This is a genomic window from Cryobacterium sp. BB736 (assembly GCF_014980265.1).
Classification (GTDB): domain Bacteria; phylum Actinomycetota; class Actinomycetes; order Actinomycetales; family Microbacteriaceae; genus Terrimesophilobacter.
Window position 1 is genome coordinate 227,686 of record NZ_JABXWQ010000004.1, and the last position, 22,025, is coordinate 249,710.

19 protein-coding genes and 1 tRNA gene are annotated in these 22,025 nt (G+C 67.1%); 3 read left to right on the forward strand and 17 right to left on the reverse strand.

Features of this window, described 5'->3' with window-relative positions:
- Positions 1-283 precede the first annotated feature (283 nt).
- The 7 genes from IRG63_RS10615 to IRG63_RS10645 form a co-directional block, all read right to left on the reverse strand.
- A tRNA-Asn gene (locus IRG63_RS10615) sits at positions 284-356 on the reverse strand.
- Between the two features lie 164 nt (positions 357-520).
- Entirely contained in the window at positions 521-1,429 is a 909-nt protein-coding gene (locus IRG63_RS10620; protein WP_370566251.1) for a D-isomer specific 2-hydroxyacid dehydrogenase family protein, read from the reverse strand.
- Between the two features lie 89 nt (positions 1,430-1,518).
- Positions 1,519-2,322 (reverse strand): ATP-binding cassette domain-containing protein, encoded by an 804-nt coding sequence (locus IRG63_RS10625; protein ID WP_227412048.1) that lies wholly within the window; start codon positions 2,320-2,322, stop codon positions 1,519-1,521.
- Positions 2,322-4,004, reverse strand: a complete 1,683-nt coding sequence (locus IRG63_RS10630) for an ABC transporter ATP-binding protein (RefSeq protein WP_168627474.1) — start codon at positions 4,002-4,004, stop codon at positions 2,322-2,324. Before IRG63_RS10630 ends, IRG63_RS10625 begins: the two co-directional genes overlap by 1 nt.
- Positions 4,001-5,005 carry an ABC transporter permease gene (locus IRG63_RS10635; RefSeq protein ID WP_168627475.1) on the reverse strand — a complete coding sequence of 335 codons (1,005 nt, stop codon included), beginning with the start codon at positions 5,003-5,005 and terminating at the stop codon, positions 4,001-4,003. Before IRG63_RS10635 ends, IRG63_RS10630 begins: the two co-directional genes overlap by 4 nt.
- Position 5,006: 1 nt before the next feature.
- Positions 5,007-6,095 carry an ABC transporter permease gene (locus tag IRG63_RS10640; protein ID WP_193510089.1) on the reverse strand — a complete coding sequence of 363 codons (1,089 nt, stop codon included), beginning with the start codon at positions 6,093-6,095 and terminating at the stop codon, positions 5,007-5,009.
- 109 nt (positions 6,096-6,204) lie between these two features.
- Positions 6,205-7,836 carry an ABC transporter substrate-binding protein gene (locus IRG63_RS10645; protein WP_168627477.1) on the reverse strand — a complete coding sequence of 544 codons (1,632 nt, stop codon included), beginning with the start codon at positions 7,834-7,836 and terminating at the stop codon, positions 6,205-6,207.
- A gap of 260 nt (positions 7,837-8,096) precedes the next feature.
- Here IRG63_RS10645 and IRG63_RS10650 point away from each other — a divergent pair, with 260 nt between their 5' ends.
- Positions 8,097-9,587, forward strand: coding sequence for an HNH endonuclease signature motif containing protein (locus IRG63_RS10650; protein ID WP_193510090.1), 1,491 nt, complete (start codon positions 8,097-8,099; stop codon positions 9,585-9,587).
- Positions 9,588-9,676: 89 nt separating this feature from the next.
- Here the strand turns inward: IRG63_RS10650 and dnaG are convergent, their stop codons facing one another.
- The 4 genes from dnaG to IRG63_RS10670 form a co-directional block, all read right to left on the reverse strand.
- On the reverse strand, positions 9,677-11,557 hold the full coding sequence (gene dnaG, locus IRG63_RS10655; RefSeq protein ID WP_193510091.1) for a DNA primase: 1,881 nt from the start codon (positions 11,555-11,557) through the stop codon (positions 9,677-9,679).
- A 51-nt stretch (positions 11,558-11,608) separates the two neighbouring features.
- A complete protein-coding gene (locus IRG63_RS10660; protein WP_168627480.1) occupies positions 11,609-12,862 on the reverse strand; it encodes a deoxyguanosinetriphosphate triphosphohydrolase in 1,254 nt (417 codons plus the stop codon).
- On the reverse strand, positions 12,855-14,072 hold the full coding sequence (gene dusB, locus IRG63_RS10665; RefSeq protein ID WP_193510092.1) for a tRNA dihydrouridine synthase DusB: 1,218 nt from the start codon (positions 14,070-14,072) through the stop codon (positions 12,855-12,857). Before dusB ends, IRG63_RS10660 begins: the two co-directional genes overlap by 8 nt.
- A gap of 106 nt (positions 14,073-14,178) precedes the next feature.
- Complete coding sequence (locus IRG63_RS10670; RefSeq protein ID WP_168627482.1) at positions 14,179-15,411, reverse strand: amidohydrolase; 1,233 nt, start codon at positions 15,409-15,411, stop codon at positions 14,179-14,181.
- Between the two features lie 94 nt (positions 15,412-15,505).
- Here IRG63_RS10670 and IRG63_RS10675 point away from each other — a divergent pair, with 94 nt between their 5' ends.
- Positions 15,506-15,982 carry an aminoacyl-tRNA deacylase gene (locus IRG63_RS10675; protein ID WP_193510093.1) on the forward strand — a complete coding sequence of 159 codons (477 nt, stop codon included), beginning with the start codon at positions 15,506-15,508 and terminating at the stop codon, positions 15,980-15,982.
- On the opposite strand, the gene IRG63_RS13940 is transcribed toward IRG63_RS10675, so the two are convergent.
- Positions 15,966-16,094 carry a hypothetical protein gene (locus IRG63_RS13940; RefSeq protein ID WP_255506679.1) on the reverse strand — a complete coding sequence of 43 codons (129 nt, stop codon included), beginning with the start codon at positions 16,092-16,094 and terminating at the stop codon, positions 15,966-15,968. The two genes, IRG63_RS10675 and IRG63_RS13940, sit on opposite strands and share 17 nt — an antisense overlap.
- The gene (locus tag IRG63_RS10680) at positions 16,091-16,741 is read right to left on the reverse strand and encodes a DsbA family protein (RefSeq protein ID WP_168627484.1); all 651 of its coding nucleotides are present in this window, start codon (positions 16,739-16,741) and stop codon (positions 16,091-16,093) included. Before IRG63_RS10680 ends, IRG63_RS13940 begins: the two co-directional genes overlap by 4 nt.
- A gap of 117 nt (positions 16,742-16,858) precedes the next feature.
- On the opposite strand from IRG63_RS10680, the gene IRG63_RS10685 reads away from it, so the two are divergent.
- Positions 16,859-17,596 (forward strand): SDR family NAD(P)-dependent oxidoreductase, encoded by a 738-nt coding sequence (locus IRG63_RS10685; RefSeq protein WP_168627485.1) that lies wholly within the window; start codon positions 16,859-16,861, stop codon positions 17,594-17,596.
- 209 nt (positions 17,597-17,805) lie between these two features.
- Here the strand turns inward: IRG63_RS10685 and IRG63_RS10690 are convergent, their stop codons facing one another.
- From IRG63_RS10690 to recO, 4 genes are all read right to left on the reverse strand, one after another.
- Positions 17,806-19,191: a glycine--tRNA ligase gene (locus IRG63_RS10690; protein ID WP_193510094.1), complete on the reverse strand. Its 1,386-nt coding sequence runs from the start codon at positions 19,189-19,191 to the stop codon at positions 17,806-17,808.
- A 97-nt stretch (positions 19,192-19,288) separates the two neighbouring features.
- On the reverse strand, positions 19,289-20,368 hold the full coding sequence (locus IRG63_RS10695; protein ID WP_193510095.1) for an aminotransferase class V-fold PLP-dependent enzyme: 1,080 nt from the start codon (positions 20,366-20,368) through the stop codon (positions 19,289-19,291).
- Between the two features lie 81 nt (positions 20,369-20,449).
- Complete coding sequence (locus tag IRG63_RS10700) at positions 20,450-21,262, reverse strand: isoprenyl transferase (protein ID WP_193510096.1); 813 nt, start codon at positions 21,260-21,262, stop codon at positions 20,450-20,452.
- On the reverse strand, positions 21,259-21,990 hold the full coding sequence (recO, locus tag IRG63_RS10705; RefSeq protein ID WP_168627489.1) for a DNA repair protein RecO: 732 nt from the start codon (positions 21,988-21,990) through the stop codon (positions 21,259-21,261). Before recO ends, IRG63_RS10700 begins: the two co-directional genes overlap by 4 nt.
- Between the last annotated feature and the right edge of the window lie 35 nt (positions 21,991-22,025).

Genomic DNA, 22,025 nt, shown 5'->3' on the forward strand with positions numbered 1-22,025 from the left:
TCGGCGGCGAGCCGGAAATACGGCCATCGGCCCTTCGTCGAGTGCACCGGGCGAGGCTCGGCGACTACCTGACCGCACCCGGACGCAGTGACCGGCCTCGTGTGTTCCCCACTTGTGCTCGCACGCCCACGAGGTCAGAGAGGCGGACCGGTAGGCGAGGCTGTTCAAGGCGACTCATTCAGCAATGAGCCGACGCATTAGGGGCATCACTGATTGGGCACCCGATGAACTGGTCGCCGTGGCCGACTAATTGAACGTAGACGTGTCGCGACTTCTTGTGGAGCTCCCCGAGATGGACTCGAACCATCAACCTGCCGGTTAACAGCCGGCTGCTCTGCCAATTGAGCTATCGAGGACTATGGCGTTTCGACTAGCCACTCTAGCAAATACTTCGGGGCACCTTTGCCACGCCCGCCACCGGGTCGGCGCAAACCTCATCACCAATCGCGCGAGACTGCACAGACCTGCGTTTTGGCGCGTGAGACTGCCGGTTTGCGCAGTCTTGCGATGTGGCGCGGGTTCAGTAGCCGGATGCCGGGTCGACCGCTCCGACGAACGGGCCGTGTCCGAGGAACGCGCGCACGTTCACGGCGACCCGCTCGGCGAGCAGCGGATCCACCATCTCAGGCGTGTCGGCGCTGTGCGGTGTGATGATCACATTCGGCGCCGACCAGAGCGGATGCCCGGTAGGCAGCGGCTCCGGGTCCGTCACGTCCACGCCTGCACCGGCCAAGCGGCCGTCCCGCAGCGCCGAGATGAGGGCATCCGTGTCGACCATCCGGCCGCGGGCGATGTTAACCAGCACCGCCTCGGGCTTCATCTTCGCGAGTTCGCGCGCACCGATCAGGCGCTCCGTCTCGGCGGACAGCGCGGCAGCGAGGACCAGCACGTCGGCGTCGTGGAGCGCCTCCGTGAGACCTTTGCTGGTCACCGTGGCCGCCACCCCGGCCACCGGCTCCGCGCGGCGCCGCACGATCGTCACGCGCACGTCGAACGGCTCCAGCAGCCGTACGAGCTCCAGCGCGGTGCCACCGGCTCCGACGATGACCACGTTCAGCCCGTACAGCGACCGCCCGTACTTGCCGCCCCACTCGGTCGCGCGGGCACGCTCAGGCAGGCCACGCAGGGCCGCCAGGGTGAGCGCAAGCGCGTGCTCGGCTACCGGCTGCGCGTACGCGCCCTTCGCGCTCGTCCAGACGATATCTCGCTCTGCGTGGCGGACCGCCAGCGCCTCATGGAACGCGTCCACTCCGGCGAACGGCAGTTGCACCCAGTTGATCCCAGGGTGCGACGCCAGGATCGGCGCGAACTCGGCCGCACGCTCGTTGGAGAGCCAGACGACACCGCGCGTCGCATCCGACAGCGGGGCAACGGTGCCGCCGGCCGATTCAACCGCCCGAACGAAGAACTCCTCGGCCTCGGGCAGCACCGCGATCGGCCCGGGCTCTGGCCGCGCTTCGTCGCCCAGGTGCAGCTCAACCGCGCCCACCGACCGGTGCTGCGCTTCTCGCTCCCCCATCATTGGGCCGAGCGCGCGATGCGCGCCAGGTCCATCAGGTACGGATGCCGCGGGTCACGCAGCACCTCCTCGACCGTGCCGTCACCGATGACCATGCCCCGCTGCAGCACCAGCACGCGATCGGTCAGGCCTGCCGCGACCTTGAGGTCGCTGCTGACGATCAGCGCGGAGAATTCGCGCTGCGTCCGCAGGTCGCGGATGACATCGAGCACCTCTTCGCGGACCGTGACGTCCACGCCGCGGGTCGGTTCGTCTGCAACCAGCAGCGCCGGCTCGAGCACGAGTGCACGGGCGAGCGCGATGCGCTGACGCTGACCACTGGACAGCTCGTGCGGGTACTTGTGCATGACAGACAGCGGCAGCCGCATCGAGTCGATGAGCGTCGCGACGGCCGTGCCCGCCTCGCGGGAGCTGAACTTTCGGTCGCGGGAGTAGATCGGCTCCGCGACATTCTCTGCGCAGGTCAGCCGGGCATCCAGCCGCTCGGCGCCGTCCTGCGCCAGGTAGCCGATGTGGAACTGCGTGCGTGCCCGCCGGAAGCGGTTGATGTTGCGCGCCTTCGCCCCGAGCACGCTGAGCGAGCCGCCGAAGATCTCCGGGTAGCCGATCTCCGGGTCTCCCCTGCCTGCGCGCAGCGCGACCGTTGCCGCCAGCGTCGACTTGCCGGAGCCCGCCTCACCGACCACTCCGAGGAAGTCGCCGACCTGCACCTGGAAGGTCACGCCGTTAAGAGCCAGGGTGCGCGAGCGCACGTCACGCGACCGGTAGTGAACTGACAGATCGTTGGCGTCGATGACCGGCATCAGGGCGCCTCCCGCAGGAGACGCAGTTCTTCGCGGCGTTTCCCCTGCTCGATCGGGTCGGGGACGGGGAGGGAAGCGAGCAACCGCTTGGTGTACGGATGCTGGGGCGCGCCGAGCACCTGCTCGCCGGTTCCCTCTTCGACCAATTCCCCCTTGTAGAGCACGGCGATGCGGTCGGCGAGCATATCCACCACGGCGAGATCGTGGCTGATGAACAGGGCCGCGAACCCGAACTCGTGCTGCAGTTCGGCGAACAGTTCGAGCACACGCGCCTGCACCGACACGTCGAGCGCACTCGTAGGCTCATCGGCGATCAGGAGCTTCGGCCGCAGCGCGAGCGCTCGGGCGAGGCTGGCGCGCTGGCGCTGGCCGCCGCTCAGCTCGTGCGGGAAGCGGTCTCCGAAGCCGATCGGCAGCTGCACTGCCTCGAGCAGCTGGTTGACCCTCGCCCGTGCGTCATCCGGATTCGCCGCCTCTGAGTGCACGACAAGCGGTTCCGCGATGGCCTCCGCGATCGTGAGCAGCGGGTTGAAGCTGGTTGCCGGGTCCTGGAAGACGAAACCGATGTCCTTGCGAAGCGGTCGGATGTCGCTCTCCTTGGCCCCGTTGAACTCGGTGCCAAGGACCATCAGCGAACCGCCGGTGACCCTGGTCAAGCCACCGATCGCCCTTCCGATCGTCGTCTTTCCGGAGCCGCTCTCGCCGACCAGGCCGAGCACTTCGCGCGGGCCGATCTCGAAGTCGACCCCCGCGACGGCGCGGAACCCGCCGCGGCCGAAGCGCCCCGGGTAGACGATTTCGAGGCCTCGCGCCACGACGACCGGCTCGGCGTTGACCTTGTCCCGCTCCACCGCCCGTGCGCGGGCCGCCTCCCTGCCTGCACCGATGTATGGCACCGCGGCGAGCAGGCGCTTGGTGTAGTCGTTCTGCGGATTGGCGAACAGCTCCGTGGCCGTGGCTTGTTCGACGACTTCACCCTGGTACATCACGGCAACGCGGTCGGCCAGGTCGGCGACGACGCCCATGTTGTGGGTGATGAGCAGGATGCCCGCGTTGAACTCGTCGCGGAGGCGTCGCAACAGGTCGAGAATCTCCGCCTGCACTGTGACATCGAGCGCCGTCGTCGGTTCGTCGGCGACGATGAGCTCTGGGTCGAGCACGAGCGCCATAGCGATGACGATGCGCTGTTTCTGGCCTCCGGAGAACTGGTGCGGATAGTGGTCGACTCGGTGCTCAGGATCCGGGATGCCGACCTTCCGCAGGATGTCGATCGACTTCTCACGCAGCTCGCCGTTGCTGTAGTTGCCGTGTGCGCGAAGACCCTCCGCGATCTGCCAGCCGACCGTGAACACCGGATTGAGTGCGGTTGACGGCTCCTGGAAGACCATCGCAACGCTGGTGCCGCGCAGCTGGCGCAGCCGCTCGCCGGACACCTGCACGATGTTCTCTTGCCCGATGAACACGGCTCCGGATGTCGTTGCGGTCTCCGGCAGCAGGCCGAGGATGGTCTTCGCGGTGACGGTCTTGCCGGATCCGCTCTCCCCGACCACCGCGAGCACCTCACCCGCCGCGACGTGGAGACTCACCCCGTCGACCGCTCGGACGTCGCCGCTGTCGGTGGCGAAGGTGACCTCGAGGTCCTCGATGCGAGCGGCCTGCTCGCCCTTGGCAAGCCTGCTCATTCGGGTTTCTCCAGTTCGTCGACCTCATTCGCCGTCGCCGCGGCAGCGGGCGAGGCGATGGCCCGGTGACGAGTGCGCAGCCGCGGGTCGGCGAGGTCGTTCAGACTCTCCCCGACGAGGGTGATGCCGAGCACCACCAGCACTATCGCGAGACCCGGGTAGAGCGCGGTCCACCAGATCCCGGATGAGACGTCCGCGATCGACCTGTTGAGGTCGTACCCCCACTCTGCGGCGCTCGTCGGCTCGATGCCGAAGCCCACGAAGCCGAGGCCGGCGAGTGTCAGGATCGCCTCAGAGGCGTTGAGCGTCAGGATCAGCGGAAGAGTCCTGGTCGCGTTGCGCAGCACGTGCCGGAACATGATGCGCATGTTGCTCGCGCCGATGACCTTCGCCGACTCGACGAACGCCTCCGCCTTGATGCGTACGGTCTCAGCGCGCACAACACGGAAGTACTGCGGGATGAACACGACGGTGATCGAGATCGCCGCCGACATGATCCCGCCGAGCAGGCTCGACTGACCACCCGAGATCACGATCGACATGACGATCGCGAGCAACAGGGACGGGAACGCGTAGATCGCATCGCAGACGACGACGAGGATGCGGTCGAGCGTGCCGCCGAAGTAGCCGGAGAAAACACCGAGCAGCACCCCGATGATGAGTGACATGGTGACGGCCACGACGATCACCAGCACCGCTGTCTGGGCACCCCAAATCGTGCGCGAGAGGACGTCATAGCCGCTGACGGTGGTCCCGAACAGGTGCTCAGCGCTCGGCGGCTGCTGTGAACCGAAGCGGCCGGACTCGTCCCGCAGCTGCGCGAAACCGTAAGGCGCGAGCAGCGGTGCAAGGGCGGCAGTCAGCAGGAAGAGCGCCACCAGCACGAGGCCGGCGACAAGCATCCCGCGCTGCAGTCCGACGCTTTGCGCCAGCTGCTTGACGAGCGGCAGCCGCGACCACAGGCTGCCCTTGGGGTTCACGACGACGGGTGTCGCAGCCATGTCAGTACCTCACCCTCGGGTCGATGAGCGCGGCGATGATGTCGACGATGAAGTTGCTGACGGCGACGATCACCGCGAGCAGGGCGACGATCCCCTGCACTGCGACGAAGTCACGCGACGACAGGTACTCGACCAGGATGAAGCCGAGGCCCTTCCACTCGAACGTGGTCTCGGTGAGGACAGCTCCTCCGAGCAGCAGGGCGATCTGCAGGCCGATCACAGTGATGATCGGGATGAGCGCTGGCTTGTAGGCGTGCTTCCTGACGAGACGCAGCTCGCCGACGCCGCGTGACCGGGCTGAGTCGATGTACTCACGCCCGAGCGTTCCGATGACGTTGGTGCGCACGAGCCGGAGGAAGACCCCGGCGGTGAGCAGGCCGAGGGCGATGGCGGGTAGGACAGCGTGGGCGAGCACGTCCCAGACGTTATCCATGTCCCCGGTGCGGAACGCGTCGATCAGATAGATGCCGGTCGGGTTATCGAGCAGCAGGAGGTCGAGTTCCGTTCTGGTCGATGCGCGCCCAGACACCGGAAGCCAGCCGAGCCAGACGGAGAAGACCAATTTGAGAAGCAGCCCGGAGAAGAACACCGGCGTTGCGTAACAGAGGATCGCGAACACGCGAAGCGAGGCATCCTGCCACCGGTCGCGCAGATAGGCGGCCAGCAGCCCAAGGGGGATTCCGACAACAAAAGCGACGATGAGCGAATAGAAGACCAGTTCGGCCGTCGCGCCGCCGTAGGTGAGGAGCACTTCGCTCACCGGACGGTTGTCGCTGATGGTGGTGCCGAAATTGCCGGTGAAGACCTGGCCGATGTACTCGACGTACTGAACCCAGATCGGCCGGTTGTATCCGGCGGCTTCCTTGCGCTCCTCCAGCTGGTCCGGGCTGAGCCGGCCGCCGAGGGAGGCGGTGATCGGGTCGCCGATGAGCCTCATCAGGATGAACACCATCGTCACGAGGATGAACACCGTTGGGATGATGAGCAGCAGCCTGACCAGGATGTAGCGGCCGAGGTTGCCTCCGCCCTTCACCCTTTCGGTCGTCGTGCCATCCGGTGGCGCCGACGGGGAAATCTCAGTGGTTGTCATGACCGCCTAACTGATGAGCCGAACGTGCATGGAAGGGGGTGACCCGCGCGTGGTGCGAGTCACCCCCTAGACGGCTGGGGACGATTTTAGCCCCAGACCGTCGGTCCGACTACCTGCTCAGTGTGGTGAAGCGGAACTTGAACGAACCGTCGAGCGTGTCGCTGACACCGTCGATGTCGGTACCGGCGACAGCCACCTGAGCGCCCTGCAGGAGCGGAAGGGTGGACAGTTGGGCCGCAACCATCTCCTGGGCCTCACCCAGCATCTGCAGGCGGGTGTCCTCGTCAAGCTCGACCGCTTGCTGGGCGATCAACTGATCCACCGCAGGGTCGCTGAAGTGGTTCACGAGGAAGTTCTCCGTGCGGAAGAACGGCGACAGGTAGTTGTCGGCGTCCGGGTAGTCCGGGAACCAACCCAGTTGGAAGATCGGGTACACGTCAGCGACTCGGTCTTCGTTGTACTGCACCCACTCGGTCGACTGCAGGTTGACCGTGAAGAGGCCGGATTCCTCGAGCTGCGACTTCACGAGCGCGTACTCGTCACCCGAGCTCGCACCGTAGTGGTCCGGGTTGTACTGCAGGTTGATCGCGAGCGGCGTGGTGACGCCGGCTTCCTCGAGAAGGGCTGTTGCCTTGTCGACGTCCGGGCCGCCGTTGCCGTCACCGTAGAGGTCCTTCAACGGCTGGGTGGCGCCGGGCAGGCCATCCGGAACGTAGGAGTACAGCGGCACGTAGGTGCCCTTGTAGACCTGGTCGGAGATCTCGGCGCGGTCGATCACGTTTGCCATCGCCTGACGCACTGCGAGAGCCTTCGCGGGGTCAGCTTCGGGAGTCGAGGCGCCGAACGGCATCGTGTTGAAATTGAACACTATGTACCGGGTCTCTCCACCCGGTCCGGTGTGGACTGTCACGTTGTCGTTGTTCGACAGGTCCTCGACGTCGGTGGCCGAGAGGCTGCGGGTCGCAACGTCGATGTCACCCTCCTGAACGGCCAACTTCATGTTGGACTGGTCGGCGAAGTAGCGCAGGTTGATCGTCTGCGTCTTCGGGGTTCCGAGCAGGCCCTGGTAGCCGTCGTAGGCCTGGAACTGCACCAGGTCGTTGAAGCCGTACCGGGTGATCGTGTACGGGCCCGCGAATGCGTTGGCGTCGACGATCTCATCATCAGGGGTGACCTCGGTTGGCGAGAAGCTGTCCTCGTCGACGATCACGCCAGCGGGGCTGGAGAGGATCTGGAGCCAGATCTGGTCGTTCTCCGCCAGCAGGTTGAACACGACCGTCGTGTCATCCGGCGCCTCTGTGCTCTCGAGGTTGGCGAGCAGCGCGCTCGGCCCATTGGGGTCGGCGATCGCGACCTGGCGGTCGAAGCTGAACTTCACATCGGATGAGGTGAGCGGGTTGCCGTTGGCGAACTCGAGGCCCTCCTTCAGTTTGACCGTGAACTCCGTCGGCGCCGTGAACTCAGCCGATTCGGCGATGTCCGGCTCGAGTTCTGCGCTTCCCGGAACCGAGTTCATGAGGAACGGGAAGACGTTGTTCATCAGGAAGAACGAACCGTTGTCGTACGAGCCGGCCGGGTCGAGTGTCGTCACCTTGTCGGTCGTTCCTACGATGATCGCGTCGGAGCCGTTGTCGTCACCGCCGGTATTGCCACCGGCGCAACCGCTGAGGACCAAGACCGCGGCGGCGGTACCGCCAAGCACGGCCAGTGCGCGTTTGCGCGACGATGATGCGGATGTCATGTCCGTCTACCCCTTTTCTGTTGTGAGAACGGGCCGCCACTGAACGCAGTTGAGGCCCCTCGCTGCACCGTCAGTCTTAACACAGCAGCCTGAGCCGATCGCTCACGTAACTCTCAGGGAGCGGGAGACGTTACTTATCTGCAACGGGAGGGCGCGGAACCTGGGTCTGACTGCTCCTCCACAGGTGGCCCGGAAAGTAGTTTCTAACAGATTCTCAAATATGCTTGTGTAGCTGTGTTCGAGGCTGGGACAATTGATGCATGAGATCTTCCGCAGCTACGTTCAGCACCTCGCTCGAGGTGCTGCTGGCCGCGGCGGCCCGGATCGGCGCCGACGCGCCCGGTGCCCGGTGGCTGGGTGACAAGCAGCTTCTGGCGGCGCAGCGGTCGTTGGCGGAGGCGAAGCGCAGTCTTGATGCTTGCGCGTCGGTGCTGGCCGGTGAGGTGGTGCGCCGCTCATCGGTGGAGGCGGGGTTCGGCGGGTTGGCGCGGAAGGAGGGGTTCCGCACCCCGGAGGCGCTGATCCGTGGGGTGACCGGCTCGACTGCCCGGGAGGCGACCACGCTGGTGCGGGTCGGTACCATGATGAATGACGCCGACCTGCTGCAGAACGCCGAAGCCAACGGGATCGACGACCCGGTCGGCCTTGCCAGCATGATGACCGAACCCTGGCTGGCCGCGGTGGGGAGGGCCGTCGCGACCGGGGCGCTGTCGGTGGCCGGTGCCGAGGCGATCCGCACCGGGCTGGGCCGGCCCGGACCCGGTGTCACGACCGAAGACTTGACCGCCGCGGCAACCAAGCTTGTTGCCGCCGCAACTGAGCGTGCGGCCGGCACCACGCCGGGTGGCGCACTGGACGCGGAGGGCATGCTGCGGCTGGCCCGGACCGCCCGGGACGACCTGGATGCGGCCGGGATCGTGGAGCGGGAGCGGCAGCGCCGGGCGCTGCGCTCCTTCCGCCGGTGGAAGCGGGACGACGGGATGACCCGGTACACCTGGGACCTCGACCCGGAGGGCGCCGCCCTGATCGATGACGTCTACGACAAGCTCACCTCACCCCGCCGGGGCGGACCCCGCTTCACCACCGGTCCGGAGCGGGAGCGGGCGGAGCAGATTATGGCCGACACCCGCACCACCGAGCAGCTGGCCTCGGACGGGATGCTGGAGCTGATCCAGCTGGCCCTTGACACCGACCCGCAGGGTGTGGTCGGGGTGAACCGGCCCGCGGTGCGTGTGCTGGTGGCCGCCACAGATCTGCAGGAGCGCAGCGGTCGGGGCTGGATCGAAGGCCAGCCCTACCCGGTGTCGATCGCCACGGTGGAACGCAACGCCTGCCTGAACGGCATCGAGCTGATCGTCTTCGACGACCGCCCCCTCCCGGTTAACCTCGGCCGGGAGCAGCGCTTCTTCAACCGGGCCCAACGAAGGCTGCTGGCCGCCCGCGACGGCGGCTGCGCCTGGCCCGACTGCGACCGACCCCCCGAGTGGACCGAGGCCCACCACATCCGCTGGTGGGAACGCGACGGCGGAACAACCGACATCGACAACGGCATCCTCCTCTGCCGCCACCACCACCTGCTGCTGCACGACGAGGGCTGGGAGATCGAAACCCGCGACCACGACCCGCTAGCCCGGTTCTGGCTCATCCCACCCCGCGACATCGACCCCACCCAGACACCCAGGCCGATGCCATCCAAATCCCCGGCACTCAACGACGCCCTCCGAACCGCGGAGCGACATCGGGCCACCTGAAGCACTCGGGGAGAACTCTGCCCGGCGACGGGTTTCGACAAGCTAGACCACCGGAATGCGCGGATCTCGACAAGCTCGACCCCCGGGGGCTAGTCCGGGCCGAACGTCCGCCGCTCCTGCTCTACCCGCACGAGCTCGGTCTGGAGCTCACGGAAACGCTCTGGCTCGGCCGTCGCATCCGTTCGCTGCAGCCTGCCGAGCAGGTCTGCCTTCCGCGATAGCAGGTCGCGGGCGATGAGAGAGCTTGTGATCCCTTTGCAGTAGACAGTGAGTTCGCGCCCATCCTGCTCCGGGATCGGGGCGACACTGAGCTGCTTCACCAGATCCGCGAACGGCTCCGGCACCTCCGAGATGACCCGTTGCAGCCACTGGGGCGACTCGAAGTCGTCGAGGGTGGCCGCGATCGCGTCACGCACGACAGCGAGGGATGCGTTGGCCATCCTCACCTGACTGGCCCGGGTCGCATACTCACGGCCCACCTCGGCCGGTTGCTGCAGGATCGCCATCAGGGCATCCCTCTCCAACCGGGTCGCAGGGTCGGACGGGAGGTCGGTGATCGACGCACGCGGTCTCTCGGCGCTCTGGCTGGGCTGCTCCTGAGGATCGCCCTGCGGACGCCTCGGTTGCCCCGCTGGCGCTCCCTTGTCCACGGCGTCAACTGCCTTGGCGACGTCACTCGGGTCAATGCCGAGCCAGCCCGCAAGGTTGCGGATGTAGCCGGCGTGCAGCGCACGATCCCGGATGCCTGCGACCACCGGCGCTGAGGCCCGCAGCGCCGCCACGCGACCCTCGACAGTGTCGAGGTTGTGGTCGGCGAGCCGGCGGCGGATCATGAACTCGAACATGGGCTTGCGGCTCTCGACGAGGGCACGCACAGCGCCATCGCCGCGCTGCAAGCGGAGGTCGCACGGGTCGAGTCCCTCCGGCGCGACGGCGACGAAGGTCTGCGCGGCGAACCGCTGCTCCTCGGCGAAGGCTCGGCTCGCGGCCTTCTGACCCGCCTCGTCGGGGTCGAAGGTGAAGATGACCTCTCCGGTCGCCGTGGTGTCGGAGTTCGCGACATCGCCGAGCACACGGCGCAGCACCGTGATGTGGTCGCCGCCGAACGCGGTCCCACAGGTGGCGACCGCGGTCGTGACTCCGGCCAGATGGCAGGCCATCACGTCGGTGTAACCCTCGACCACGACCACCTTCTTGCCGCGCGCGATGTCGCGCTTGGCGAGATCAAGTCCGTAGAGCACCTGCGACTTGTGGTAGACAGCGGTCTCCGGTGTGTTCAGGTATTTCGGACCCTGATCGTCGTCGAACAGCCTGCGGGCGCCGAAGCCCAAAGTCTGCCCTGTCGTGTCCCGGATGGGCCACACCAGGCGGCCGCGGAACCGGTCGTACAGGCCACGGTCGCCCTTACCGACGAGTCCGGCACCGAGCAGTTCCTCCTCGGTGTAGCCAAGCGACTTCAGGTGCTTACTCAGCGCGTCGTAGCTCTTCGGCGCGAACCCGACCCCGAAATGGGCGGCCGCAGCCGGGTCGAAGCCGCGTTCGCCGAGGAAACGGCGGCCGGCATCCGCTCCCGGGGTGGCCAGCTGGGTGACGAAGAACTCGGCAGCAGCCTGGTTCGCCCCGAGCAGTCGGGAGCGGGCACCTTGGTCGCCGCGGCCCTTGCCGCCGTCCTCGTAGTGCAGCTCGTAGCCGATCCGCGCAGCCATGCGCTCGACCGCATCCGTGAACGTGACGTGATCCATCTTCTGCAGGAAGGTGAAGACGTCACCGCCCTCACCACAACCGAAGCAGTGGTAGAAGCCTGCGGCCGGGCGCACATGGAAGCTTGGGCTGCGCTCGTCGTGGAACGGGCAGAGCCCCTTGAACGACCCGACCCCGGCGCCCTTCAGCGTCACGTAGTCGCCGACGATGTCGACAATGTTGATCCGAGCGCGCACCTCGTCGATGTCGGAGCGTCGGATGAGGGCCATGGCGATGATTCTAGGCCGCGGGTGGGACCTGGCCAGCCGCACGCTCACGGGTCAGCGGGTGCGCGAGGTCACCAGTCGCTCGTGCCATGCCAGTGCGGACTGGTCGGTGAGGCTGGCGACCTGGTCGACGACGGAGCGCTTGCGTTGTGCATCTGTCGCGGCGTCCGCCCAGTCCGCCGCGAATCCGGAGTCCATCGCATCCGGGCCGATGGCGAGGATCGCGTCGGCGAGCTCGTGCAGCATCTCCCGCTGGCGTGCGTAGATCGGCTGCCGAGTGTTCTTGGACATCACGAACGCGGCGACGATGCCCTTCAGCACCGCGATCTCGGCGCGGATCTCGCGCGGCACGACGATGGTGGCACCGAACCGGATGAGCTTCCCGTCGCCATGCTCGGCCATCGTCGCCTTGGTCGCGGCGGCCGCGAAGCGGCCGATGAGCTGGCTGGTGAGGTTCTTCAGGCCCGCCTGGGCGCGGCGGCTGCCGTCCCATTCGGCGAGCCAGACGTTGAGGGAGTCGAGCCTGTCGAAGGCGGCGATCAGCTCGCTCTTCTCGAACTCGCCGCCGATCCATTCGAACATCGAGTCGACGAGCTCGTCGTGGTCAACGCGGGAGTCGAGCGCACGCACGTCGATGTAGCCGCCGACGACCGCGTCCTCGAAGTCGTGCACCGAGTAGGCGATGTCGTCGGAGAGGTCCATGACCTCAGCTTCGATGCACAGGCGGCGATCGGGTGCCCCGGCTCGCAGCCACCTGAAGGCGGGTTCGTCGTCCTCATAGAAGCCGAACTTGGCGCGACCGCTGGGGTCGCCGACCGCGGAGCTCGCAGGCCACGGATACTTGCAGCTCGCATCGAGGCTCGCGCGCGTCAGGTTCAGCCCGAAGGGCTGGCCGTCGGGCCCGAACACCTTCGGCTCGATCCGGGTGAGCAGCCGCAGCGTCTGGGCATTGCCCTCGAAGCCACCGATGTCCAGGCTCCACGCGTTCAGCGCCCGCTCGCCATTGTGCCCGAACGGCGGATGCCCGAGATCGTGCGACAAGCAGGCCGTGTCAACGACATCCGGGTCCAGGCCGAGGCTCGTTGCGAGCTCGCGCCCCACCTGGGCGACCTCGAGCGAATGGGTGAGCCGGTTGCGCGCGAAATCGACGCCCGCAGTCGGGCTGAGCACCTGCGTCTTGGCCGCCAGGCGGCGCAGGGCACTCGAGTGCAGCACGCGGGCACGGTCGCGTGCGAAATCGCTACGTGGGTTGGAGTGCTCCTCGGGGACGGCGCGCTCCCGGTCGAACGCGGTGTACGCCTCAGCCACCGGTCGTGTCCGCTTCGCCTTCCGTGAGCTGGCCGCGGTGAGCGGCGTCCAGCTCCTGGCTCACGAGCCAGCCATCCGGCAGGGCAGGGCGCTTGGGCGAACCGGCTCGGCCGCGGGGACCCTCAACCGCCTCGCCCGGGTAGGGCAGCGACCAGTCGAGGGTTCCGAGCAGGTCATCGAGCTGCTGCAGGCTCTCCACCGTCGCCAGTGCGGAGCGGAGCTCGCCGCCTACCGGGTAGCCCTTGAAGTACCAGGCGACGTGCTTGCGGATGTCACGGCACGCGCGATCCTCATCATCGAAGAACTCGACGAGCAGCTCGGTGTGACGCCGGATGGCGGCGGCAACCTGCCCGAGGGTCGGCTGGGCGTACGGTTCGGCATCCGCGTGACCGTCACGGGCCCTGAACGCCGAGACCAGGTCACCGAACAGCCACGGCCGGCCCAGGCATCCGCGGCCGACGACCACTCCGTCGCATCCGGTCTGCTCGACCATCCGGACCGCGTCGGCGCCGGACCAGATGTCACCGTTGCCGAGGATAGGCACGTCGGTCACCGTCTCCTTGAGGGTCGCGATGGCCGACCAGTCGGCGTTGCCGCTGTAGAAATCGGATGCGGTGCGGGCGTGCAGGGCGATGCTCGCGACACCGGCGTCGCGCGCAGCCTTGGCCGCCTCCAGGTAGGTCAGGTGGTCGGCGTCGATGCCCTTGCGCATCTTCACCGTGACGGGAACGGAGCCACCCGCCTTGACTGCACCCTCGACGATCTCGCGGAACAGGCTGAGCTTCCACGGCAGCGCCGCTCCCCCGCCCTTGCGGGTCACCTTAGGCACCGGGCATCCGAAGTTCAGGTCGATGTGGTCGGCGCGGTCCTCGGCGACGAGCATGGTCACCGCCTCTGACACCGTCTTCGGGTCGACGCCGTAAAGCTGGATGCTGCGGGGCGTCTCGGACTCGTGGTGCGAGATCAACCGCATGGTGGCCGGGGTGCGTTCGACAAGGGCGCGGCTGGTGATCATCTCGCTCACGTACAGTCCGGCTCCGTACTCCCTGCACAGGCGGCGGAACGCGGTGTTGGTGATGCCGGCCATCGGCGCCAGTACGACCGGTGCGTCCAGCTCGATCGGGCCGATCTTCAGCCCATGGACGGCAGCGTTCGGCACCGTCGAACCCGCACCCGTGGTGCTCGTTGCGGTGGTGTCGAGGACAGTCATCCGACAATTCTCCCAGAAAGTGCGGCGCGCGCCTTCTTCCCGGCTTCACCCGGCCACTACTTCCATCCGGTTTGAACTCTGGCTGACGGGGCCGAACTGGACATCGCTACTCCTTCGCGGCGAGGTAGGCGAGCGCCGCAACAACCTGCGCTTGCACTCCGATCGTCAGTGTCGGATCGATCACGGGGGCGAAGCGCGGTGAGTGATTGGCCGGGACGTCCTGCGACACCGTGCCCGTGTCGACCGCGCGCTGGTACGCGGCGGGATCGACCCCGCCGACGAACCAGAACGTGTACGGCACGCCGAACGCATCCGGGATCCGGCTGAAGTCTTCAGACGCGGTCTGCGGAGCGGCACGCTGCACCGTGTCGGCGCCGAAGTGGGCGGTGAAGACCGCGGTGACGCGCTCGGTCACTGCGGCATCGTTGCTCGTGAGCGGGAACTTGTCGTAGGGCTCGATGTCCGCCGGCCGGGGCGCACCGGATGCCGCGCATTCGCCCGCGACGATCCGCTCGATCGAAGCGAGAATGCGGTCGCGCAACGTGGTGTCGTAGGTGCGCACGTTCAGCAGCAGGGTGGCCTGCTCCGGGATGATGTTCGACTTGGTTCCGGCGTTCAGCGCGCCGACCGTGACCACCGCGAACTCGCCCGGTCGGGTCTCTCGCGAGACGATCGTCTGCAGCTTCAGCACGATGGATGCCGCGAGCACCACAGGGTCGACCGACAGGTGCGGCATCGAGCCGTGGGCACCCGCGCCGTGGACGGTGATCTTGATCGAGTCGCCTGCGGACAGCACAGGACCGGCGGCGGTGGCGACGATTCCGGCCGGCAGCGGCATGACGTGCTGGGCGAGTGCGACATCCGGTTTCGGCAGCTTGGCGACGAGCCCGTCTTCGACCATCGCCTTCGCGCCGGCGCCGATCTCCTCGCCCGGCTGGAACAACGCGATGTAGGTGCCCGCCCACGATCCGCGGGCGGAGGAGAGCAGTTTGGCCGCCCCCAGCAGCGCGGCAACGTGCAGGTCATGACCGCACGCGTGCATGACCCCGTTGACCTCCGAGCTGTACGGCAGCCCGGTTGCCTCGCTGACCGGCAGCGCGTCCATGTCGGCCCGCGCGAGCACCACCGGTCCCTCACCATTGGCAAGCACGCCCACGACGCCGGTGCCGCCGATGCGGATGACATCGAAGCCGAACGACGCGAGGTGCTCGTGCACAAGCTTCGAGGTCGTGTGCTCCTCGAGGCTCAGCTCTGGCCGGCGGTGGAGATCGGTGTAGAGGCGCCGCACCCACTCGAGCTCGTTCTCGAGCCCGGCCAGCACATCCTCGAGAACACGCACGTGGATTCCCCTCTCGGCGCCGCCCTGCCGACAGCATAATTCGGGCGCGGCAAATGCACGTGATCGCTCTTGCCGGGCGAACTACAGTGGCTGGATGACCGAACCATCCGGACGCGAGCGCGTCGAAGCGGACGCCGCGGCACGCGGCCTCGACATCGAGATCGTCGACAGGGTCGGGGCGACGAGCCTCGAACACGCAGCGGAGCTGCTCGGGATCGACCCGTCGGCGATCGTCAAGACGCTCGTGGTGAAGCACAAGGACGGCTCATACCTTTTCGCACTCATCCCGGGCGACCGCCAGATATCGTGGCCAAAGCTGCGCGCGGTGGTCGGCGTGAACAAGCTGTCACTTCCGGACGAGACACGGGCGCTCGAGGCGACTGGCTACTCCCGCGGAACGATCACCCCGCTTGGAAGCACAACACCCTGGCCGGTCTACGCGGATGCGAGCATGGTCGGCAAACGGGTATCCCTAGGCGCGGGCGAACGTGACATCAGCCTGTTCGTCGACGCCGATCAGCTCCTCGCCGCATTCGATGCGACGGTGACGGACATTACGGAGCCGCTGTAGCGGCCTCCTCGCTCTCCAACGCCGCGACCGCGGGGACAGCACACACGCCATCGACGCACGCCGCGGCATCTGCATCCCCGATCATCGTGAACACGGGCTTGTCGCCGCTCACGACGAAGCCTTCTCGTCGCGCACCTGCTGCAGCACCTGCGCGAAGGTCGCCGCTTCCTGCGCTCCGGAGACCCCGTACTTGCCGTCGATGACGAAGAACGGAACACCGCGGATGCCGTATTGCATCGCCTGGGCCTGATCGGCCTTCACCGCAGGCAGGTACTCTTCCTCGGTGAGCGAGCGGATGACATCCGCCCGGTCGAAGCCGACCTCGACCGCGAGGTCCGCGAGGTCCTCGATCCGACCGACGTGGTGGCCCTCCTCGAAGTACGCCTTGAGCAGACGCTCCTTCATCTCGAGCTGCTTGCCCTTGGCCTTCGCGTAATGCAGCAACTCGTGCGCCTTGATGGTGTTGGTCTGCTTGACCGAGTCGAAGTCGTAGTCAAGGCCGACGGTGCTGGCGATGTTGGTGACGTTGGCGAGCATCCCGTGCACTTGGTCGAGCGGCATTCCCTTGCGCTCGCTCAGGTAGTCGGCGGTGCTGCCCTCGTAGTCAACCGGCGTGTCAGGGGCAAGTTCGAAGGAGTGGTACTCGACTTCGACATCTCCACCGAACTGCTCGGCACCTGCCTCGAACTTCCGCTTGCCGATATAGCACCACGGACACTGCACGTCCGACCAGACGTCAACCTTGATCTTTTCGCTCATGCTCAAGACAACCGGTGCGTATGTATCTTTCATTCCCTGCATCGGGAATGAAAGGCGTATTTCATGCGTTTGCATCTATAACGGGGCGGCAAGCCCAACGAGAGAAGGGACATCGACATGACTCGATTCACAGGCAAGACAGCATTGGTGACCGGCGGCGCGAGCGGCATCGGCAAGGCAGCGGCGAAGCAGTTCGCGGCTGGCGGCGCGAACGTCGTGATCGGCGACATCCAGGAAGAGGCCGGTGCGGCTGTAGTCAAGGAGATCACGGATGCCGGTGGCAACGCCCTCTTCGTGAAGCTCGACGTCACCAGCGAAGACGACTGGAACGCCGCAGTCGCGAAGACCGTGGAGACCTACGGTGGGCTCACGACCCTCGTGAACAACGCGGGCATCGGGGACACGCTGCCGATCGAGGAGACCCCGGTCGAAAGCTGGAACAAGGTCATCGCGGTCACCCAGACCAGCGCGTTCCTCGGCATGAAGGCCGCGAGCGAGGCGCTGCAGGCATCCGGCAATGGCGCGGTCGTCAACATCAGCTCGATGTACGGCATCGTCGGCGGACTCGGCGGGCCGAGCTATGCGGCCGCGAAGGGCGCAGTGCGCATCCTCACCAAGAACACCGCACTCGGCTGGGCCAAGAAGGGCGTGCGCGCCAACTCAGTGCACCCGGGCTACATCAACACGCCGATCCTCGGTGAGACCGACCGCAAGTACCTCGAAGACACCACCCCGATGGGTCGCCTCGGCGAGCCAGAAGAGGTTGCGAATGTCATCGCCTTCCTCGCGAGTGACGAGTCGTCGTTCATGACCGGCTCCGAGGTCGTCGTCGACGGTGGGTACACCGCCGGCTGACGCCGCCCGCCCTGCCAGCGGCCCCCACCATCTGATGTGCGGGCCCCCGCTGCGCAGGCCCTGTTAAGCAGGAGATTCGGCCCCGAATTGCCTAGTTCATTGGCATCCGGGGCCGTTTCGTCTCAGAAGTCCTGCAGAACAAGGGATGTCCTGCATAACAGGAGTCGCCTGCTGACCGGAAGGCCAGCCGCTCGAGGCGATGGAGCCGGTCAGACGCCGAGCAGGCGCTCCGCGAGGTAACCCTTCAGCCGGTCGAGCGACACGCGCTCCTGCTCCATGCTGTCGCGCTCGCGCACCGTCACCGCCTTGTCTTCGAGGGTGTCGAAGTCGACGGTGATCGCGAACGGCGTTCCGATCTCGTCCTGACGCCGGTAGCGGCGGCCGATCGCGCCCGCGTCGTCGTAGTCGACGTTCCAGAGCGTGCGCAGGTCGGCGGCCGCCTCCTTGGCGATCGGCGACAGCTGCTCGTTGCGCGACAACGGCAGCACCGCCGCCTTCACCGGCGCGAGCCGCCGATCGAGCCGCAGCACCGTGCGCTTGTCGACGCCGCCCTTGGTGTTGGGCGCCTCGTCCTCGGCGTACGCCTCGACGAGGAACGCCATCATCGACCGGGTCAACCCGAACGACGGCTCGATCACGTGCGGGGTGTACCGCTCGCCGCTGGCCTGGTCGAAGAAGCTCAACTCTGTGCCGGATGCCGTGCTGTGCGATCCGAGGTCGAAATCGGTGCGGTTGGCGATGCCCATGAGCTCGCCCCACTCCGAGCCCTGGAACCGGAACCGGTACTCGAGGTCGATTGTGGCCGCCGAGTAGTGCGCCCGCTCGCCGTCGGGAACATCGAACTTGCGCAGGTTGTCGGGGCTGAGCCCCAAGTCGACGAACCAGTTCCAGCACGCCTCGACCCACTCGTCGAACCATTGGTTCGCATCCGTCGGCGGGGTGAAGAACTCGATCTCCATCTGCTCGAACTCGCGGGTGCGGAAGATGAAGTTGCCCGGCGTGATCTCGTTGCGGAACGCCTTGCCGATCTGCCCGATGCCGAACGGCGGCTTGCGCCGAGCTGCGGTCACGACGTTGTTGAAGTTCACGAAGATGCCCTGTGCGGTCTCCGGGCGCAGGTAGTGCAGCCCCGCCTCGTCATCCACAGGGCCTAGGAACGTCTTCAGCAGTCCGGAGAACTCGCGCGGCTCCGTCCACTTGCCGCGGGTACCGCAGTTCGCGCAGACGATGTCAGCCCAGCCGTTCTCCGGCGCGCGACCCTTCTTGTCCTCGTACTCCTCGAGCAGGTGGTCAGCGCGGTACCGACGATGGCAGTTCAGGCACTCGACGAGAGGGTCGGTGAACGTCGCAACGTGACCGGATGCCTCCCAGACGGACTTCGGCAGGATGATCGACGAGTCGAGGCCGACCATGTCCTCGCGGCCGCGCACGAACGTCTGCCACCACTGGCGCTTGATGTTCTCCTTGAGCTCGACACCCAGCGGGCCGTAATCCCACGCCGAACGAGACCCTCCGTAGATCTCTCCCGCCTGGAACACGAAACCACGGCGCTTGGCCAGTGAGATGACGGATTCAAGCGGGGAGGCGTCGGCCACGTTTATTCAACTCCAGGTGGGTGGGATGCGCGGATCAGCGCAGGGATGGCCCTGCGAGCGCGGTGCACACCAGTCTAGGGCGAGGAGGGCGGCGGTCTCAGCGCAGCACGCGCACCACGGCGTCGACGTCGGACTCGTCGTTCCAGAGGTGGAACGCGGCGCGAGCGCGGCCGGCGCGGCCGGACACCGTGATGCCCGCGGCGATGAGCTTGCCGACGTCAGCCTTCTCCGGGTCCTCCCAGGTGACGATCGCCTGGTGCTGCTGCTCGATGCCGAGCGCGTCGCACAGTTGGTCGCCGAGCCCGGATGTTCTGGCCCAGACCTCCGCGATGTCCAGACCGGCGAACATCCGCACCGCCGGTTCCGCGCCCGTCCAGGCCGGCCAGGCCGGGGAGACGTCGAAGCGGCGCGCGGTGGGCGCGAGTTCCATACCGGGGCCGTAACAGGACGCCCACACATCGTCGCCCGCGTACCAGCCTGCCTGCACCGGCACCAGTTCCTCAAGGAACCGGTCCGATACGGCCATGAAGGCCACGCCGCGTGGGCTGCACAGCCACTTGTAGGCGTGGCAGATGGTCGCGTCGAACACGGATGCGTCGACCGGATGCACGCCCGCCGCCTGCGTGACGTCGCACACCGTGCGGGTGCCGAAGCGTGCGGCCGCGGCGATGATCGCCGGCACGTCTGCGATGCGGCCGGTGGCCGACTGCGCGAGGGAGAAGACGACCGCCCAGGTGTTCGCTCCGACCGAGAAGGCGACCTCCTCCAGCGGAACGCTCGTGACGGTGATGTCGCGCCGCTGCAGGAACGGGAACACGATCGAGCTGAAGTCTCCGTCGACGACGACCACCTCGGCACCGGTAGGCACCGCGGCGGCGATGACGCTCGCCATCACCGAGGTCTGCGAGCCGGTGGCGACACTGTCGGCCGGCACGCCGACCAGCCGGGCGAAGCTGGCCCGCGTCGCGTCGACGATGCCGTCGTAGTCCGTCGGGTTGCGCGTCGCCGACGCCCACAGCTCGAGGTCGTTCTTCTGGGCCTCGATCGTCTCCCTGGTCGGCAGGCCGATGGAGGCGGCGCCGAGATACCCGCGTGCCGCTTCCGGCCGGAAGCTGTCGATGGCCGCCCGCAACTCTGGGGACGGCGCGCGGCGCGGGGCCGCTGAGGTCGTGGTCATGCCTCTATCCTGCAACGCATCGGGTGCGCTGTGGCAAGGCCTACGGCCTGTTTGTTGCGTGTATGCCCGGTGCCCGGGGGATTATTGCGCCACCGCGTTGGGGAGGTCCTGGGCTCCACCGAACCGGCGGTCCCGGTCGGCGTACAGTTCGACCGCGTGCCACAAATCTTCGCGCGTGAAGTCCGGCCACAGGGTGTTCAGGAACACCATCTCGGCGTACGCGCTCTGCCACAACATGAAGTTGCTGGTGCGCTGCTCCCCCGAGCTGCGCACGAACAGGTCGACGTCGGGCAGGTCCGGCACGTAGAGGTGTTTGCCCACGGTCTTCTCGCTGATGCGCGCCGGGCTCAACCGCCCGGCCGCGACCTCCTCGGCGATGGAGCGCACCGCATCCGCCAGCTCGACCCTGCCGCCGTAGTTCACGCACATCGTCAGGGTGAGCACACTGTTGCGCTCGGTGAGCCGCTCGGCGAACTGCAGCTCCTTGATCACCGAGCCCCACAGCCGCGGCTTCCTGCCAGCCCAGCGGATGCGCACGCCCCAGTCGTTGAGCTGGTCGCGGCGGCGGTGCAGCACGTCGCGGTTGAAGCCCATGAGGAAACGCACCTCGTCCGGCGAGCGGCGCCAGTTCTCGGTCGAGAACGCGTAGACGCTCAGGTGCTTGATGCCGAGCTGGAGAGCTCCGGCCACGACGTCGAGCAGCGAGGCCTCGCCGGCGCGGTGCCCCTCGATCCGCGTCAACCCGCGGGCGTTCGCCCAACGGCCGTTGCCGTCCATGACGAGTGCGACGTGATTCGGGACGGCGGATGCCGGGAGCTTCGGCGGGTAGAGACCGGTCCAGTCGACGGGGCGGAACGGCTCGGAGTCCTTGTGGGTCTTGGGTGCCGGGGTCACTCAGATCTCCGATCGACGTGCTGCAGTGAGCGCAGCCCGCGCTCGAGGTGGAACTGGGTGTATGCGGCAATGATGCCACTCGCCTGGCTGCGAGCGCGTTCCGGTGTGGCGTCGGCGAGAGCCCAGTCACCGCTGAGCAGCGCACCGAGCAGCGCGATCGTCTCGCTGTCCAGTCGCGGCGCACCGGGCGGGGCGACCGAGTCTGCGACGACACCGCCGAGCTGGACCACGAACGCCGTGTGCGGTCCGGGCGCACCGGTGACGGCGCAATCGTGGAAGCTCGGCGCCCAGCCGGCGATCGACAACGCCCGCAGCAGGTAGGAGTCGAGGGTGAGCGAGGGTCCGTGCTCGTGCCGCGCGAGCGACCGCAGCGCGCCGACGAGCAGCAGGTACTGCTGCAGCGAACCGCCGTCATCCGTCACCTTGTCGGCGGTCTCCACCATCGCACTCGCCGCGGTGTAGCTCGCGTAGTCCGAGGTGATGACCGCCCCGTACGACGCGAGCGTCTCGGCCTGCGTGATGATGTCGAGGCTGCGTCCCTCGTACAGCTGCACATCGGCGACCATGAACGGCTCGAGACGCGCACCGAACTTCGACGCGGTGCGCCGCACGCCCTTCGCGACGGCACGGATTTTGCCGTGCTGTCTGCTCAGCATGGTCACGATGCGGTCGGCTTCGCCCAGCTTGTGGGTGCGCAGCACGACTGCTTCGTCTCGGTAGAGGGGCATCAGTCAATTATCTTCCCCGATGTGCCGCAAGCGCG

What these genes read in the sequence shown, in the direction of transcription:
- IRG63_RS10625 (WP_227412048.1), bottom strand. Translation starts at nt 2,322, where the DNA reads ATGCCGGTCATCGACGCCAACGATCTGTCAGTTCACTACCGGTCGCGT.
- IRG63_RS10630 (WP_168627474.1), bottom strand. Translation starts at nt 4,004, where the DNA reads ATGAGCAGGCTTGCCAAGGGCGAGCAGGCCGCTCGCATCGAGGACCTC.
- IRG63_RS10635 (WP_168627475.1), bottom strand. Translation starts at nt 5,005, where the DNA reads ATGGCTGCGACACCCGTCGTCGTGAACCCCAAGGGCAGCCTGTGGTCG.
- IRG63_RS10640 (WP_193510089.1), bottom strand. Translation starts at nt 6,095, where the DNA reads ATGACAACCACTGAGATTTCCCCGTCGGCGCCACCGGATGGCACGACG.
- IRG63_RS10645 (WP_168627477.1), bottom strand. Translation starts at nt 7,836, where the DNA reads ATGACATCCGCATCATCGTCGCGCAAACGCGCACTGGCCGTGCTTGGC.
- IRG63_RS10650 (WP_193510090.1), top strand. Translation starts at nt 8,097, where the DNA reads ATGAGATCTTCCGCAGCTACGTTCAGCACCTCGCTCGAGGTGCTGCTG.
- dnaG (WP_193510091.1), bottom strand. Translation starts at nt 11,557, where the DNA reads ATGGCCCTCATCCGACGCTCCGACATCGACGAGGTGCGCGCTCGGATC.
- dusB (WP_193510092.1), bottom strand. Translation starts at nt 14,072, where the DNA reads ATGACTGTCCTCGACACCACCGCAACGAGCACCACGGGTGCGGGTTCG.
- IRG63_RS10675 (WP_193510093.1), top strand. Translation starts at nt 15,506, where the DNA reads ATGACCGAACCATCCGGACGCGAGCGCGTCGAAGCGGACGCCGCGGCA.
- IRG63_RS10680 (WP_168627484.1), bottom strand. Translation starts at nt 16,741, where the DNA reads ATGAGCGAAAAGATCAAGGTTGACGTCTGGTCGGACGTGCAGTGTCCG.
- IRG63_RS10685 (WP_168627485.1), top strand. Translation starts at nt 16,859, where the DNA reads ATGACTCGATTCACAGGCAAGACAGCATTGGTGACCGGCGGCGCGAGC.
- IRG63_RS10695 (WP_193510095.1), bottom strand. Translation starts at nt 20,368, where the DNA reads ATGACCACGACCTCAGCGGCCCCGCGCCGCGCGCCGTCCCCAGAGTTG.
- recO (WP_168627489.1), bottom strand. Translation starts at nt 21,990, where the DNA reads ATGCCCCTCTACCGAGACGAAGCAGTCGTGCTGCGCACCCACAAGCTG.